14 protein-coding genes are annotated in these 16,746 nt (G+C 63.8%); 2 read left to right on the top strand and 12 right to left on the bottom strand.

What is annotated here, in order from left to right; genetic code table 11:
• Nucleotides 1–37: 37 nt before the first annotated feature.
• Both F4827_RS33465 and F4827_RS33460 read right to left on the bottom strand, forming a co-directional pair.
• The gene (locus F4827_RS33465; RefSeq protein WP_183733172.1) at nucleotides 38–1,225 is read right to left on the bottom strand and encodes a thiolase family protein; all 1,188 of its coding nucleotides are present in this window, start codon (nucleotides 1,223–1,225) and stop codon (nucleotides 38–40) included.
• A 200-nt stretch (nucleotides 1,226–1,425) separates the two neighbouring features.
• Complete coding sequence (locus tag F4827_RS33460) at nucleotides 1,426–1,962, bottom strand: carboxymuconolactone decarboxylase family protein (RefSeq protein WP_183733117.1); 537 nt, start codon at nucleotides 1,960–1,962, stop codon at nucleotides 1,426–1,428.
• A 116-nt stretch (nucleotides 1,963–2,078) separates the two neighbouring features.
• Here F4827_RS33460 and F4827_RS33455 point away from each other — a divergent pair, with 116 nt between their 5' ends.
• Nucleotides 2,079–3,032 carry an AraC family transcriptional regulator gene (locus tag F4827_RS33455; RefSeq protein ID WP_311675194.1) on the top strand — a complete coding sequence of 318 codons (954 nt, stop codon included), beginning with the start codon at nucleotides 2,079–2,081 and terminating at the stop codon, nucleotides 3,030–3,032.
• Between the two features lie 29 nt (nucleotides 3,033–3,061).
• On the opposite strand, the gene F4827_RS33450 is transcribed toward F4827_RS33455, so the two are convergent.
• From F4827_RS33450 to F4827_RS33420, 7 genes are all read right to left on the bottom strand, one after another.
• Nucleotides 3,062–4,528, bottom strand: coding sequence for an efflux transporter outer membrane subunit (locus tag F4827_RS33450; RefSeq protein ID WP_183733114.1), 1,467 nt, complete (start codon nucleotides 4,526–4,528; stop codon nucleotides 3,062–3,064).
• 62 nt (nucleotides 4,529–4,590) lie between these two features.
• A complete protein-coding gene (locus tag F4827_RS33445; protein WP_183733111.1) occupies nucleotides 4,591–6,225 on the bottom strand; it encodes a DHA2 family efflux MFS transporter permease subunit in 1,635 nt (544 codons plus the stop codon).
• Nucleotides 6,226–6,242: 17 nt separating this feature from the next.
• Nucleotides 6,243–7,358 (bottom strand): HlyD family secretion protein, encoded by a 1,116-nt coding sequence (locus tag F4827_RS33440; protein WP_183733109.1) that lies wholly within the window; start codon nucleotides 7,356–7,358, stop codon nucleotides 6,243–6,245.
• A gap of 93 nt (nucleotides 7,359–7,451) precedes the next feature.
• Entirely contained in the window at nucleotides 7,452–7,961 is a 510-nt protein-coding gene (locus tag F4827_RS33435; protein ID WP_260175546.1) for a MarR family winged helix-turn-helix transcriptional regulator, read from the bottom strand.
• 102 nt (nucleotides 7,962–8,063) lie between these two features.
• A complete protein-coding gene (locus F4827_RS33430) occupies nucleotides 8,064–8,984 on the bottom strand; it encodes a LysR family transcriptional regulator (RefSeq protein ID WP_183733106.1) in 921 nt (306 codons plus the stop codon).
• Between the two features lie 83 nt (nucleotides 8,985–9,067).
• The gene (locus F4827_RS33425) at nucleotides 9,068–9,379 is read right to left on the bottom strand and encodes a helix-turn-helix domain-containing protein (protein ID WP_183733103.1); all 312 of its coding nucleotides are present in this window, start codon (nucleotides 9,377–9,379) and stop codon (nucleotides 9,068–9,070) included.
• Between the two features lie 11 nt (nucleotides 9,380–9,390).
• On the bottom strand, nucleotides 9,391–10,854 hold the full coding sequence (locus tag F4827_RS33420) for a PLP-dependent aminotransferase family protein (protein WP_260175545.1): 1,464 nt from the start codon (nucleotides 10,852–10,854) through the stop codon (nucleotides 9,391–9,393).
• A gap of 228 nt (nucleotides 10,855–11,082) precedes the next feature.
• On the opposite strand from F4827_RS33420, the gene F4827_RS33415 reads away from it, so the two are divergent.
• Nucleotides 11,083–13,395, top strand: coding sequence for an FdhF/YdeP family oxidoreductase (locus F4827_RS33415; RefSeq protein WP_183733097.1), 2,313 nt, complete (start codon nucleotides 11,083–11,085; stop codon nucleotides 13,393–13,395).
• Nucleotides 13,396–13,476: 81 nt separating this feature from the next.
• On the opposite strand, the gene F4827_RS33410 is transcribed toward F4827_RS33415, so the two are convergent.
• The 3 genes from F4827_RS33410 to F4827_RS33400 form a co-directional block, all read right to left on the bottom strand.
• Nucleotides 13,477–15,021, bottom strand: coding sequence for an amino acid permease (locus F4827_RS33410; RefSeq protein WP_183733095.1), 1,545 nt, complete (start codon nucleotides 15,019–15,021; stop codon nucleotides 13,477–13,479).
• A 319-nt stretch (nucleotides 15,022–15,340) separates the two neighbouring features.
• Nucleotides 15,341–15,823, bottom strand: a complete 483-nt coding sequence (locus F4827_RS33405) for a hypothetical protein (RefSeq protein WP_183733092.1) — start codon at nucleotides 15,821–15,823, stop codon at nucleotides 15,341–15,343.
• A complete protein-coding gene (locus F4827_RS33400; protein WP_183733089.1) occupies nucleotides 15,820–16,494 on the bottom strand; it encodes a M35 family metallo-endopeptidase in 675 nt (224 codons plus the stop codon). Before F4827_RS33400 ends, F4827_RS33405 begins: the two co-directional genes overlap by 4 nt.
• Nucleotides 16,495–16,746 lie beyond the last annotated feature (252 nt).

The raw sequence follows: 16,746 nt of genomic DNA, 5'->3' as shown, positions 1-16,746 counted from the left end.
GCGCAGCGCTTCTTGCACCACCGTGCGCGCCCGGCCATCATACTTTCTCAAGCGCCAGCGCGATACCCTGGCCGCCGCCGATGCACAGCGTCACCACGCCCCGGCGCACGCCGTCACGCTGCATCGACCATGCGAGACGTGTCGTGAGAATCGCGCCCGTCGCGCCGATCGGATGGCCATGCGCAATCGCGCCGCCTTCCACGTTGACCACATCGTCGGGAATGCCGAGCTGCTTCATCACCGCGAGCGGCACCGCTGCGAACGCCTCGTTGATCTCGAAGCGTTCGACATCGCCCAGCGACCAGCCTGCGCGCTGCAAAGCCAGTTGCACGGCCGGCACGGGACCGAGGCCGAACATGCCCGGCTCGACGGCAGCCACGCCCCACGAGACCAGCCGCACCATCGGCGCAAGACCCTGCGCTTCGGCGAAACCGCGCTCGGCCACCAGCATCGCCGCCGCCGCGCTATTGAGCCCGGGCGCATTGCCCGCCGTGATGGTGCCGTCCGGCCGGAACGCCGGCTTGAGTCTGGCAAGCGTCTCGAACGTCGTATCGGGACGCGGCGCTTCGTCGGCTTCGAAACGCTCCACGCCCTTGCGGCCCTTCAGCTCCACCGCGACGATCTCTTCCTTGAAGCGCCCCGCCGCCTGCGCCGCAGCGAAACGCTGCTGCGAACGCGCTGCCCAGCGATCCTGCTGTTCGCGCGTGAGTTCGGCTTTTTTCACGAGATCTTCAGTATGCCAGCCGGAATGCTGGCCCGAAAACGCATCCACCAGCCCATCGCGCAACATGCTGTCGTGCACTTCGGCGTTGCCCATGCGATAACCCCAGCGGCCGCCGTCCATCAGATAAGGCGCGCGGTCCATGTTCTCCATCCCGCCAGCCAGCGCCACATCGCCCAGACCAAGCAGGATTTCCTGCGCCGCGCTCGCAATCGCCTGCGCGCCCGAGCCGCATACGCGGTTCACCGTCAACGCTGGCACCTGCACCGGCACGCCGCCGCCCAGTTCCGCCTGACGCGCGGGATTCATCTTGTTGCCGGCCTGAATGACATTGCCCAGCACCACTGAACCGAGCAGGGCCGGATCGAGTTTCGCGCGCGCGAGCGTTTCGCGCACCGCGATCGCGCCCAGTTCGGTCGCTGGCACGCCCTTGAGCGAACCATTGAATGCGCCAATCGCCGTGCGCACTGGCTGACACAAAACAATTTCCCGTGCTGAATTCATGCTGCTCATCGTGTTTTCTCCATGAGATTGCAGTTGCACTGCGTTCACTGCTTCAGTTTATGTATGCATATGCACACATTCAAAGGAATTCGTGGAGGCGGCACTCGTCGCGTGTGGCATGGTTTATGTCCGATTCAGCAAGCGGCAGGGCGCGAATTACAAAAAATGCGCGCCCTGCTTCGCTGCCTGCTTCGCTAGCTTTACGCCACCGCGGGGAAATCCAGCGTCGTATCGTTGACGCGATTCACGAGATTCGTGAACGTGATCGATGCGATCGCCAGGGCCGTTTCCACGATTTGACGCTCGCTATAGCCGGCTTCCTTGACGGTATTCACATCCGCTTGCGCGACCGTGCCGTGCGTACGCACCAGCGTGCGCACGAAGCGCACCAGTTCATCGCGCTTCGCGTCGCCGGTGGCTTCGCCCGCGCGAATCTGCTTCATCGCGTCGGGCGACAGACCCGCGAACTTGCCCGCCAGCGTGTGTGCAGCAACACAGTAATCACAGCCGGCGACTTCGCTCACCGCCAGCTTGATCGCTTCAATATCGGCCTTCGAGAGCGAGCCGCCGGCCAGCACGGCTTCCACACCCAGGATCGAAGCCAGCGCTTCGGGGCTGTGCGTGCCGATGGTGGCATAAGCGTTGGGCACCTTGCCGACAGCCTTGCGGATCTTCGCGAATACTTCTGCGGCAGCGCCGGTGGCTTCTTCGGGCTTGATGGCGGTGAGACGGGACATGATCGACTCCTTGAGAGCAGTGAGAGGGTTGCCGGTTCCGGCGCGCCATCGTCGATGGCATGACGCCAGTCTATGCGCGCACGCCGCCGCTTTTAATGCCAGAATGACGCGACTTCATGCTCATTCGTCTCATGCCGCCGACCATGGATATCCTCAGCCGCCTCCTGTCGCTCATGCCCGTCGCGGGCCGTCTCGACGTGCGTTGCCACTTTGGCGCGCCCTGGCGGATCGAGCAGCCCGACGCCGACGCGCGCGAAATGCGCTACCACGTATTGCTCAGCGGCAGCGCGGTCGTCGAAGACGCCCACGGCGCGCCCACCGAGCTGAAGGCGGGCGATATCGTGCTGTTCCCCTCTGGCGGAGCTCACCAGTTGCACGACGGCAGCGGTGCCGCGCCCGCCCCCATCGACAAGCGCATCGAGCACGGCCGCACCATCGAGTCGAATCACGGCGACGGCGATATCGCCGATGTGCTGTGCGGCAGTTTCGTGCTGCCCGCCGTGCCGCAACGCCTGCTGCGCGAGAATCTGCCAGGGCGTCTGGTGGTGAGCAGCGCGCCCAAAGGCGGCGAGGTGCCCGAGCGGCTTGTGCGGCTGATCGACCTGCTGCGCGACGAGGCGCTCGAAGCGCAGCCCGGCAGCGAATCGCTTGTCAATCATTTGTCGGGCGCGTTGTTCGCGCTCACGCTGCGCTACGCGAGCCACACCGACGCGCCGCCGCGCGGCCTGCTCGCGCTGGCGCAACGCCCGCGCCTGCAGCCCGCCATCGACGCCATGTTCGACACGCCCGGCAAGCCCTGGACGCTCCCCGAACTCGCCGATCTGTGCCACATGTCGCGCGCGACCTTCGCACGTCATTTCGACGAAGCGATTGGCCGTTCCGCCGCCGACGTGCTCACCGACATCCGCATGACGCTTGCCGGGCGTCTGCTCGCGCAAGGCAGCCAGCCGGTCGCCGAGATCGGCGAGTACGTGGGCTATCAATCCGATGCCGCGTTCCAGCGCGGTTTCAAGCGTCACGTGGGCATGACGCCCGCGCAATGGCGCAGCGCCGCGCGCGCGAACGGCTGACATCGCCGATTGATATGGATGCCGAATCATTAGCCGCCTGACGCGCGATCGGTACCCTGCGCGATCACATCGCCGCTTTCGCTCCAACCGCCGCCCAGCGATCGATACAGCGCCACCGCCGCCTGCGCGCGCTCGCGCTGCGCATCGTTGAGCAGATCGGCGTCCGCCAGCCAGGTTTGCTGCGCGCTCAGCACATCGAGAAAATCCGCCGCGCCGCCTTTGTAGAGCTGGTTCGCGAGCTTGAGCGCCTGCGCCGACGAGCCCACCGCGTCGTGCAACTGTTGCGTCTGCGTGGCCGAACTGACGAGATCGGTGCGGCTGTCCTCCACTTCGCGCAGCGCCTGCAGCATGGTCTGTTGCAGATTGAGCTGCGATTCGCGCATGCGGCTTTCGCTTTGCTCGATATCGGCGGTGATGCGGCCCGCGTTGAAGATCGGGCTGGTCGCGCCCAAGGCCGCGCTAAAGAGGTTGTCGGTCAACGTCGGCATACCCAGATACGACGAAGCGAGCACACCGTCCGTGAGGTTGAGCGAGAACTTGGGGTAACGCTCGGCGCGCGCCACGCCCACTTCCGCCGCACGCTGCTGCACGGTCGCGTAGGCGGCCTGCACGTCGGGGCGGCGCAGCAGCGCTTCGGACGGCAGCAGTTGCGGCACGCTCTGCGGCGCGGCGGGAATCGGCGCGGGCGTGGCAAGCGCAAGCTGCGCAACGGATTCAGGCGTGCGCCCGGTATACACGGCGATCAGATTGAGCTGATGATCGATGCTGGCCTGAGCGCGCGGAATCCGCGCCTGCAGTTCGCTCAGTTGCGTCTGCGCGCGCGTCACGTCGAGCTGGGTCGACAGACCATACTTCAAGCGGTCCTGCGTGAGCTGCAAGGTGCGCTGGCGTATCGATACGTTATCCTGAAGAATCTTCAACTCGGCTTGCGCCCAGCGCAGATCGACATACGCCGAAGCCGCATCGGCCGCCAGCGCGAGACGCACCGCGTCGAGCGCATGCTTCTGGCCGACCAGATTGGCCTGCGCTGCCAGCAGATCGAGCCGCTCGCCGCCGAATACATCGGGCGACCAGCTCAGCGCCACGCCCGCGCCCGCCTGCTTCACGTAGCCCAGCGGCGGCGGCGTGTTCTGGCGCGCATACGCGCCCCGCGCCGTGAAATCCAGTTGCGGCAGCAGCGCCGCGTGCTTTTGCGTCGTGATCGATTGCGCCTGCTTGACGCGCTCCGCTGCCGCCTGCAGGTCGAGATTGCCGGTCAGCACGCCGGCAATGAGCGTGTCGAGCGTGGCGTCGTCGAACTGCGCCCACCAGGCGCACGCATCGACGGCATCCTGCGGCGCGTCGATGCGCCAGGCGGCGGGCGCGGTGGATTGCACGGCGGCAGGCAGATCGGGATGCTGGGCGGGCTGCACTGCGCAAGCTGCCAGCACGGCGGCGGCAAGCGCCGACAAAACCAGTCGCGCGGGCCGCACGAAAGAACGAATGGAGGTAGTCATGTTTGGACCTTCAAGACTCAAATTCCGGCTCAACTCGGGCTCAACTCGGGCTCAATTCAGGCTCAATGCGCGTCGGGCGGCGGCGCGGCGGTCGTGATGGGACGCGAGAACAGCACACTGACGATCGCGACCACAAAGCACAGCGAGAGCACGAAAAACGTATCGGAGAACGTCATCACCAGCGCTTCGCGCAATACCAGCGCGTGCAGTTGCGCGATGCCGGTTTGCGCCGCATCGAGCGTATTGCCCGCCACCGACTGCCAGTACGCCGTGCGCCCCGCCAGCAGTCCTTCGACTTGCGGCACGCCATGCGTGACGCTCTCGTTCAGACGCAGATAGTGAAAATTAAGGCGGTCGTTGAGCATGGTCGCGCTCACGGCAATGCCGATCGCGCCACCCAGATTGCGCATCAGATTGAACAGACCGCTGGCCGATTTGAGGCGCGAAGGCGGCAGCGAACCCAGCGACATCGTCACGATGGGCGGCACCGCGAACTGCTGGCCGATGCCGCGCAGCGCCTGCGGCAGCAGGAATTGCTGCCAGCCCCAATCGTGCGTGAGCGGCACATACAGATAGCAGCCAAGACCAAAGCACACGAGACCGAACAGCAGCAGCGCACGCATGCTGAAATACCGCGTTGCGTAGGCATAGACGCCCAGCGCGAGCAACTGGAACACGCCCACCGAAAGCAGCGACAAACCGATCTGCAAGGAACTGAAGCCGCGCACTTCGGCGAGAAAGAGCGGCGTGAGAAACACCGCCACGAAGATGCCGATGCCCGTCACGAACGACAGCACGCTGCCGATGCCGAAGTTGCGTACCGTGAGCGCACGCAGATCGACGATCGGGTCCTTCGCGGTGAGCGCATGCACGATGAACAGAAAGCCGCTGATCGCCGCGATCCAGGCACAGGCCACGATGGCGTCGTCGCCGAACCAGTTCTTGCGCGGCCCTTCTTCCAGCACGTATTCGAGGCAACCGAGAAAGGCGCACATCAGCACAATGCCGATATAGTCGCCGCGCTTGACGAGCGAGAGATCGGGTTCGTCGATATGCACGTATCTGGGCACCAGCGCGGCCACCGCGATGCCGGGCGCGAGGTTCAGATAGAACAGCCAGTGCCACGACCATTGATCGGTGATCCAGCCGCCTATCACGGGGCCGAGCGTGGGCGCGAGCGACGCGAGCGCGCCGATCGTGGTCGACGCAACGATGCGCTGTTTGCCGGGAAACAGCACGAACGCGGTGGTGAACACGGTGGGGATCATCGCCGCGCCCAGTGCGCCTTGCAGCGCGCGAAACACGATCATCGAGTGGATATCCCAGGCGAGGCCGCACAGCATGCTCGTGATCGTGAAGCCGACCGCCGACGCCACGAACAGCCAGCGCGTCGAGAGCACTTTCGAGAGCCAGCCCGACATCGGAATCACCATGATTTCGGCGATCAGATAGGCGGTCTGCACCCAGGAAAGCTCGTCCTGACTCGCGGACAGTCCACCGCCGATATCGCGCAGCGACGACGCCACGATCTGGATATCGAGCGTCGCCATGAAAAAGCCAATACACATCAGCGCGAAGGCAAAGGCGCGCTGGCCGATGGGCTGGAGATGCGGCGCGAGCGGTGCTGAAGGGGCCGAAGGGGCCGCGGGCGCTGGGGGTGCTGCGGTGACTTCGGCGGCGGAGGTCGGGGCGTTCATAGCGTCTGGCCTGTGGTTCAGTTCGAGGCGGCAGCGACGGGCTGGCCGCCATCGCCCTGCTCGCCCAGATGCACCTTCACCGTCGCCGAGAGGCCGGGGCGCAGCACGCCTTCCATGCCCTGCGGCACGTTCACGTGAATACGCACCGGCACGCGCTGCACGATCTTGGTGAAGTTGCCCGTGGCGTTCTCGGGCGGCAGCACGCTGAAGGTCGCGCCGGTGGCGGGCGCAAGGCTCTCCACCGTGCCGTGCAGCGTGCCGCTCGCGGCGTCCAGTTCGATGTCGGCACGGTCTCCCGCGCGCATCTTCTTCAACTGGTCTTCCTTGAAGTTGGCGTCCACCCAGAGATCGCTCGCGGGCACCACGGTCAGGAGCGGCGAGCCGACGTTCGCGAGCATGCCCACACGCGCCGTGCGGTTGCCGATGAATCCATCGACGGGCGAGCGGATGGTGGTGTATTCGACGTTGAGCGCGGCGAGGCGGCGTGCCGCTTCTGCCGTGCCCACGCGCGCCTGGGCGTCGGCGATCTGCGCGGCCAGCACGTCGAGCTGACGCTGCGACGCCACCACCGTTGCGCCGCTCTGGGCCACCGAGGCCTGCGCCTTGGCGAAATCGGCGTCGGCGCGTTCGACCAGCTGGTTCGACACGGCGTCGTCTTTCACCAGCGCCCGGTAACGCGTCTGGTCCTGGGCGCTGCGCGTGAGTTCGGCATTCGAGGAGCGCACTTCGGCCTGATGCTGATTGATGACCGCTGCCTGCAAGGTGCGCTGCGCTTCGAGTTGCGTCACGGCGGCGCGGGCGCTCGCCAGATCGGCATCGGCCTGGGCGAGTCGGGCGTCGTAGTCGCGCGAATCCAGCCGCATCAGCAGTTGGCCCGCTTTCACACGCTGGTTGTCCTGCACGTCGATTTCGGATACGAAGCCGCTCACGCGCGGCGCCATCAAGGTAACGTTGCCGCCAACGTAGGCGTCGTCGGTGCTTTGCACGAAGCGCAGCACGAAGAACCAGTAGCTGCCCGCCACCGCGAGCACCAGCGCCACTGCGCCCAGTGCGAGACGCATCCAGGGCAGGCCGGCGCGTTCGCGCGGGGCGGGAGCCGAGGCGCCCGAGGCAGGAGTGGAAGGACTCGACATGTCGCTCACCTGTGTATATGCACTACGAAGATTAAAAAATTGCCGCCTTACGATTGAAGCGGCCCGACTCAATGACAAAACAAACGGTTCGATTCACACCGCGCGCGTGATGCGCAGCAGTTCGCGCCGCAACCAGGCCGCCCGTCGCGGCCCGAAACGGCGCTCGAATTCGTCCTGCGCGGCACGCCAGTGCACGTTGGCCTCAAGCAGCCTTTCGCGGCCTGCCTGGGTGAGCGCCAGACGCCGGCGGCGGCAATCGCTCGCCGCCGCCAGATCTTCCACCAGCGCGCCGCGCAGCAGCGGACGCAGCGCGCGCACCAGCGTCGTACGCTCCATCACCATCGTGCGGGACAACTGCACCATCGTCAGCGATGCCTCGCCGCCCGCCACCGCCACTGCCGCCGCGCCCAGCGCGCCCAGAATGCTGAACTGCGTGGGCGTGACGCCCGCCGCGCTCAGGTGCCGCTCGTAAAGCTGCGAGAGATGGCGGGCCGCCTGGCGCACGGCGAAACAGTCGTCATGCTCCGGAAACGGCGCGGGCTCGGCGCCCTGAACCGGCGCATCCGGTAATGAATCGACGAGGGAATCGGCGTATGTGTGCATACGCACAGATTAGACGGCAGTGCGTTCCGTCACAACCGCCGCGCGCGGCATCACTTTATGTCCGCGCGGAGAACAATCCCTTGCTTTACGCCCCTGAAACTTTCAATCCACTTTCTGCACGGGATGCACCACGCCGCCAAAAAACGCGGTCGCATGGTCGATGAACGCGCGCACCTTGGCAGGCAGCAGCGTGCGCGAGGTATAGGCCAGGCGAATTTCGATCTGCATGTCGCTCATCGGAAAATCGTCGAGCAGCGTCACAAGGCGGCCTTGCTCCAGTTCCGTTTGCACGAGGCCCTGCGGAAGAATGCCGATGCCGAAACCTTCCAGCACCATCTCGCGGTTGAACGCGGGATTATTGGAGGCGATTTCGTACTTGAGCGGCACGGTCACGTCCTCGCCGTCGACGCGGAACGTGAGCGTGGGCTTGCGCAGTGAAGGCGGCATCGGCACGAACACATGTGAGGCCAGATCGGCGGGATGTTTCGGCGTGGACGTCGCGGCCAGATAAGCGGGGGTGGTGACGAGCGCGAGCGGAATGCGTTCGAGCAGTTTGGTCACCGTGGTGTCGGTGTTGAGCATGAACGGCAGCACGAGGCCAAGATCGTAGCCGTCCGCGACCAGATCGACGGGACGCTCGGTCATCATCACGTCGAGCGTCACCTTCGGATGCGCGCGCTTGAAGCTGGAGATCAGCGGCACCAGCCGGTTCACCGTAGCCGTGGTGTGCGCGACGATGCGCAGCACGCCGTTGGCCTCGCGGGTCTGTTCGGTCGCGCCTGCCTCCAGCGCGTCGAGATCGTCGAGCACGCGGCAACAGCCGTCATAGAAGCGCTCGGCGGCTTCTGTCAGCGAAACGGCGCGCGTGGTCCGATGAAACAGGCGGCTGCCCAGACGCTTTTCGAGCCGCGCGATCGCCCGCGAGACGACGGGCGTAGCAAGGCCGTGCATGTCCGCGGCGCGCGTGAAGCTGCGCGCTTCGACGACGGAACGGAAGATCCGCAGGCTGTCGATATAGTCCATGACGTTTGACGAGTGAAACGATGACGTAGCTTAAGGCCAGACACGCGAGTCTGCTCAAACCCTCGCTCTGCAAGCCCGCGAATTTACGGCGCGGCGTCGCCGAACACTTCGGCGCAGAAAGTGCGGCCGTCGTCGGACAGGCTCGCGCGGCCCGTGCCGTCCTCGGACAGCGTGGTCACCACGAGGCCGCTGTCCACCAGCGCGGTCAGATGGCGGCGCAGCCCGCTCATCGGTACGCCGGCCTGCTTGGAGAGCTTCGCGAGCGACCATTCGCGATCGGGCGTTTCGCGGTGCGCGCGCCAGAGCTGTTCGAGGATGGCGACCAGCGTCGGGTCGATGCCGCCGCCGTCGCCATCGTCGCCATCGATATCGTTGTTAGCCTGTTCGTCGTGCATCGTGGGTCTCCTCACGCCATCTTCGCAATCAGCTCGCCGAGCGTCTTCAACGCCGTCTCGGTCTGCGCCGTCCACGGATAGCTATAGTTCAGGCGAATGTAGTGGTGAAAGTCGTTGCGCATCGAAAACATATACCCCGGCCCGATGGTGATGCCCTGCGCGAGCGCGGCCTGATAAAGCCGCATCGAATCGACGCGCGGCGGCAGTTCCACCCACAGCACGTAACCGCCCTGCGGATCGGAAGTACGCGTGCCGGCCGGAAAGAAACGCTCGATCATCGCACGCATGAGCCGCGCCTGTTGGCGGTAAAAACGCCGCAGCCGGCGCAGATGGCGGTCGTAGCCATCGTGGCGAAGGTAGTCGGCGAGCGCCACTTGCGGCACCGAAGGCGTGGTCAGCGTGTTGAGAAACTTGAGTTTTTCGACCTGCGCGCGATAGCGGCCCGGCAGCGCCCAGCCGATGCGGTACGAAGCCGAAAGACTCTTCGAGAACGACGCGCAGTGCAGCACCAGCCCGCGCGTGTCGAACTGCTTGAGCGACACAGGCCGCGTCTGCCCGAAATACAGCTCCTGATAGACATCGTTCTCGATCACCGGCAGATCGTGCCTGGCCGCCAGCGCGACGAGCCGCGCCTTGTGGTCGTCGGGCATCTGGAAGCCCAGCGGATTCTGAAAGTTCGGCATCACCATGCAGGCCGCCACCTTCTGACGCTTGAGCACCCGTTCGAGCGCGTCCAGATCGATGCCGGTCTGCGGATGCGTGCTCACCTCGATCGCGCGCATGCCCAGACGCTCGATGGCGTGCAGCATGGCGTAGTAGGTGGGCGACTCCACGGCGACCGTATCGCCGGGTTTGGCCACGGCCTGAAGGCTCAGATTGATGGCCTCGGTCGCGCCCACGGTGATGACGATTTCATCGGGATCGATGGTGGTGCCGTTTTCCGCGTAACGGCGCGCGATCTGGCGGATCAGTTCGGGATTGCCAGGCGGCAGATCGTCGATCAGGTTCCAGCTCGCGTGACGCCGCGCGATGGCGTTCGCGTACTGGTTCACGCGCCGCCACGGATAAAGCGCGGGGTCGGGATAGGGCGAGCCGAGCGGCACGGCATCCTGCGCGCCGATGCTGCGCAGCGTCGAGAGCACCAGGCGGCTCACGTCCACGGGCGCGGGTGCGGCGGCCGGCGCGGCTTTGGCGGCGGCCTTCGGCGCGACGGCCGCGCCGGCGCGGCGCGCTTTCTGCGCGGATTGCGCACCGTGCACCTTCGGCCGCGCCTTGACGAAAAAGCCCGACTGCGGCCGCGACTCGATCACGCCCCGGCTCTCCAGCAGCGCATAGGCATGCAGCACGGTCTTGATGCTCACGCCGTGCTGCCCGCTCGCGCGCCGCACCGAAGGAATGCGCTCGCCGGGCCCGAACACGCCGCGCCGCACGGCGGCTTCGATCTCGTCGGCGAGCTGTTCGTAACGGGGCGCCAAAGACGGCGCAGAGGCGGACGAAAGCGCGGATGAAGGCGCGGACGGCGGAACGTTCATGTCGGCAAGGCAGGCACAGAGGCGATCTCGCCAGTCTATGTCAAATCGTCGCAACTGTATCCCTTGCTTTTTCGATTTTCTGTGCTCACCAGGTACACAGGCACACAGTAGTCTCACGACATTGGGCAGTCCGCCCACCTCCCTCCAAAGCAGATCCGAAGCCAGCGCATCATGAAGAAGCCCGAAGCCCGCATCGAGCCGTACCATCATCCCGCCGCCGGTTGGGGCGCACTCAAACAGGTCGCCATCAATCTCATCAAGGAAAAGGTCTCGGGCGCCAACTACCGCACGCTGCTCAAGCAGAATCAGCCGGACGGCTTCGACTGCCCGGGCTGCGCCTGGCCGGATCGCGAACACGCGTCCACCTTCGAATTCTGCGAAAACGGCGTGAAAGCCGTGGCGGCGGAAGCCACCAGCAAGCGCGTGACGCCCGCGTTCTTCGAGCAATACACCGTCACCGACCTGATGGCGCAATCGGATTACGAGCTGGAGCAGCACGGCCGCCTGACCGATCCGATGGTCTACGACTCGAAGCAGGACCGCTACGTGCCGATCGAATGGGACGCCGCCTTCGCGTTGATCGCAAAGCATCTCAAGGCGCTCGACGATCCGAACCGCGCCGCCTTCTACACCTCGGGCCGCGCCAGCAACGAAGCCGCGTTCCTGTACCAGCTGTTCGTGCGCATGTACGGCACCAACAACTTCCCCGACTGCTCGAACATGTGCCACGAAGCCACCAGCCGCGGCTTGCCGGGCACGGTCGGCATCGGCAAGGGCACCGTCACGCTCGACGACTTCGAACACGCGGATACGATCTTCATCTTCGGCCAGAATCCCGCGACCAATCACCCGCGCATGCTGGGCGAATTGCGCGAATGCGCCAGGCGCGGCGCGACCATCGTGTCGATCAACCCGCTCAAGGAGCGCGGCCTGGAACGCTTCGCGAGCCCGCAGCACACGCTCGACATGCTCTCGCCCAAGGGCGTGCAGATCAGTTCGGTGTTCATCCGCCCGCGCATCGGCGGCGACTTCGCGCTCATCAAGGGCGTGGCCAAGCGCACGCTCGAACTCGACGATCAAGCCGTGGTGCAAGGCACCCAACGTATTCTCGACGTCGACTTCATCGCTGAACACACGGTCGGTTTCGACGCCTTCGCCGCCGATCTGCGCGCCGAATCATGGGACACGATCGTCGCCGAAGCGGGCGTGCCGATCGAGGAAATCCTCAAGCTCGCCGATATCTACGTGAACGGCAGTGCCGTGATCTCGACGTGGGGCATGGGCATCACGCAGCACAAGAATTCGGTGGCAACGATCCAGTTGCTCTCGAACCTGATGATGATGCGCGGCAATATCGGCCGGCGCGGCGCGGGTCTGTGCCCGGTGCGCGGCCACTCGAACGTGCAGGGCGATCGCACGGTCGGCATCGAGGAAAAGCCCACCCAGGCCTTCCTCGACCGCCTGGGCCAGGCCTACGATTTCGAGCCGCCGCGCGAGCATGGCTACGACGTGGTCGAATCGATCCACGCGATGCTTGACGGGCGCGTGAAGGTGTTTATCGGCCTGGGCGGCAACTTCGCCATCGCCACGCCGGATACGCCGCGCACCTTCGAAGCCATGCGTTCGTGCGCGCTTACCGTGCATGTGACCACCAAGCTCAACCGCAGCCACCTGATTCACGGCAAAGACGCTCTGATCCTGCCGACGCTTGGCCGCACCGAAATCGACCTGCAAAACGGCGTGCCGCAAGGCGTGACCGTCGAGGATTCGATGAGCATGGTGCACATCTCGTACGGCATGAATCGCCCGGCCTCGCAGAACCTGCTGTCGGAAATCGCGATTGTTGCGCGCATGGCGCACGCCACGCTCGGCAGCGAAAAAGTGGACTGGCTCGATCTGGCCGCCGATTACGCGAAGATTCGCGACGGCATCGAAAAGGTGTTCGACGGCTTCCAGAACTACAACGAACGCATCAAGCAGCCGGGCGGCTTCCACCTGGGCGTCGCCTCGCGCGAGCGCATCTGGAAGACGCCAAGCGGCAAGGCGCAGTTCAAGGTGCATGCCATCGCACTCGACACGCCGATCCACCGCGCGCGCGCCGAACACGGCCAGCAGTTGATGACGCTGATGACCACGCGCTCGCACGACCAGTACAACACGACGATCTACGGCCTGGACGACCGCTATCGCGGCGTGTATGGCCAGCGCCGCGTGCTGTTCGCGAACAGGGACGACCTGGCGATGCTCGGCTTCGAGGCGGGCCAGCGCGTGGACATCACGAGCGTCTGGGACGACGGCGTGGAGCGCCACGTGGAGGACTTCCTGCTGGTGGAGTACGACATTCCGCGCGGTTGCCTCGGCGCTTACTATCCGGAAACGAATCCGCTGGTGCCGCTTTCGTCGATCGCGGATGGTGCGGGCACGCCCACTTCGAAGTCGATTCCGGTGCTGCTTTCGGCTTCGAAAGTGGCGATGGCGGCGTGAGTTAGAACACTGTTAGCCCGGCATTAAAAAAGCCATTCCGGTTTGCACCGGAATGGCTTTTTACTTTGCGGTCGAAGCGGCTTACGCTTCGTGTTCCGCTACAACGCGCGCGGCCTTCGGCGCTGCGTTCGTTTGCCCCGTCAGCGGGCCGATTTCCATCTCGTCGTAGCGGATGAAACGCGTCCGCTTGACGATGCGATAACCCAGCCACATCAGCGCGAACAGCGGAATGCCGATATAGGTGGCGACCACGCTCGCCCAGTCGATCTTGCTTGACGTGAAGGCCTGATAGTCCTGGCCCAGCATGATGACGAGGCAGACCACGAACGCGAAGATCGGGCCAATGGGGAACCACTTCGAGCGATACGGCAGTTGCGCGAACGAATGCCCTTGCGCGACAAAGCCCTTACGGAAGCGGTAATGGCTCACCGCAATGCCCAGCCACGCGATAAAGCCGGTCATGCCCGAGGTATTGAGCAGCCACATGTAGACGGTCTTGTCGCCGTACATCGACGACAGGAAGCACAGCGCACCCACCGCCGTGGTGGCGTACAGCGCATTGCGCGGCACGCCGCTCGACGACAGCTTCGCGAAGACCTTGGGCGCGCGGCCCTCGACGGCGAGGTTGTAGAGCATACGGGTGGACGCATACATGCCCGAGTTGCCCGCCGAGAGCACCGCCGTCAGGATCACCGCGTTCATCACGCCCGCCGACAAGGCCAGACCCGCGCGACGGAACACCAGCGTGAAGGGGCTCACGCCGATATCGGTGACATCGGACTTGAGCAGGTTCGGATCGGTATGCGGAATCAGCAGGCCGATCACGATGATCGCGAGGACGTAGAACAGCAGAATGCGCCAGAACACCTGACGCACCGCGCGCGGAATCGTCTTGCCGGGATTTTCCGACTCACCGGCCGCGACGCCGATCAGCTCGGTGCCCTGGAACGAGAAGCCCGCGATCATGGTGACGCCCAGCAACGCGGGCAGACCGCCCACGAACGGCCCGCCTTCCGAGGTGAAGGTGCCCCAGACGTGATCCGCGCCGCCCTTCATCACGCCGACGATCATGAACAGCCCCACGCCGATGAACGCCACCACGGTCACGACCTTGATCAACGAGAACCAGTATTCCGCCTCGCCGAAACCGCGCACGGACAGCGCGTTGAGCAGGAACATGATGGCGAGAAAGCCTGCGCTCCACCAGACGCCCGGCACATGCGGGAACCAGTAGCCCATCACCAGCTGCGAGGCCACCAGTTCGACCGCAATCGTCACGGCCCAGTTGTACCAATAGTTCCAGCCGAGCGCGAAGCCGAAGCCCTCGTCGACGAACTTCGCGCCATAGGTTGCGAACGAGCCGGAGACGGGCATGAAGGCCGCCATCTCGCCCAGACTCGTCATCAGGAAATAGACCATCAGGCCGATCACCAGATAGGCGGCGAGCGCGCCGCCGGGACCGGCCTGCGAGATCGACGCGCCCGAGGCGACGAACAGACCCGTGCCGATCGAACCGCCGATCGCGATCATGGTGAGGTGGCGGGCTTTGAGACTGCGATGCAAAGAAGGCTGCTCGTCCCCGGAGCGAGATGAGCTCCCTGAAACGCGATGCGGATCCGAATCCATATAACTCTATTTCTTTCTGGCTAGTGTGACTGGGTGTTCTGGCCTGTCTCTCAAGGCCGGACGGACAGCCCGGGGCGCGGTCATCGCCCAGACGGATGACCGTTCCATTCTTTACGGATGGCTGACAAAAGACGGCGGCAACGTTGCTGCAAGGTTGCCGCTGTACGGGGATTCGACCCCGTAATCTGACGCAACGCCGCGACGGGCGTGCCGGGTGAATCAATCAATCGACCGAATGGACTGCACGCCCTCGAAGGCGCAACCCGTGATTTTATCGTAGTGGGGGTTGGGGCGGGGCCGCCGATGCCGAACGCTTGAACTACCGTATTGCGCGGCTCGTCGGGGTCACGCGCGGATCGCTGCACAGCCGTTCGCAACTGCCGTGACATAACGGTACGAGTTCAATCGCGATCTGATGGAGATTCAATGAGCCATCTTCGTTCTTAACCATTTGATCGGTCAGTGTCTTTGGTTCAATCAGCACATTTTGCGGCTTGATGCCCAGTTGGACGAGATAGGCACTCACGACTGCACCGCGCTCTCTTTTCAACTTCCCGGCGTTCTTCTCGCCGACATACGCACCCGCGATCACGACGGCCTGAATATCGACATCGGGCCACTTTTTCGCTTCGAGAACAATATTTGCAATCGCCAGCCTGTCGTCGTTTGTGAGGGAGGTTGAGTTGAAGGGAAGGCGCGTCTCCAGAGTTTCATTGATCGTGCATGCGATGGCTGAAGCACAGATTGACAATCCCACAAAAACAAACGCGATCAATTTCAACGAAAGAAATAGTTTTTTCATTTTGCGACGGTTCTATCGAATGTTGCAATATATCCAGCGATGCTATCGGCGTTGCGGATTGCCTTGTCCGCATTGTTTATCGCAAACGCGTACATTCCGCTCTCGGTATTGCCATACATAATATCGTCCGAGTTGAAGGTGTCCGTATAGTGGGTGCATTCGTGGATGATCGTCTTAACCTTCGCGCTGTGCCACAACTCGCCGTTGGAGTCGGAGCAAAAAGCGCCGTAAATGGCGATGACGCGCTTTTCAGAATCTGGCTTGCATACGCCAGCCCGGTTCTGACCGCTATCGGGCACCACCGAACACGTCAGGTTCCGGTTCATCGAGTCATCCCAACGAACGATCTTCTCTGGTACAAGTTCCTGAAGAGCCGCGAGCAACCGCGGCAAGCCAGTCACGAGTGTGCTTCTTATCTCCTCATCCGCACGACCAAAATACGTTATCGCCCGATTTTTTTCCGGAATATCCCATTTAGCAACCGCCGTGATTCGCTCTTTGACCAGTATGACGGCTGCGTCCCGTACCTTCATCATGGTTTGCCGAAATTCCTGGTTCGTCATATTCGAACATATCGGCGCGGTATTGATAGTCACTCGAACTAGAGACTCGGGATCTGTATTCGTTACTGCTGCATCATGAACAGTTACCCAATCGGAGGAATCTTTCATCGCTCATTCTCCACATGAATTTGAAATTCTGGTTCTACGTGTCGACCATTGCGATTTTTCGAACTAACGAATGATGTCGAATCGCAGACCTCGCCTGTCACGAGTCCTGATTCGCTGAGTGCGGCCTTCCTTATCTGTTGTTCCGCTCGCCAGAATCTGAACCGCCCCGGGTTTTGTGGAGGCTCCAACTCTTGAGAGAATGGAGCCATGAACAAGAAGGTAACCAAGTTTTCCCCGGAAGTCCGAGAGCGC

Source organism: Paraburkholderia bannensis (assembly GCF_014200455.1).
Classification (GTDB): domain Bacteria; phylum Pseudomonadota; class Gammaproteobacteria; order Burkholderiales; family Burkholderiaceae; genus Paraburkholderia; species Paraburkholderia bannensis_A.
The sequence above is the reverse complement of the archived record's forward strand: the minus strand, read 5'-3'. Positions and strand labels throughout refer to the sequence as shown.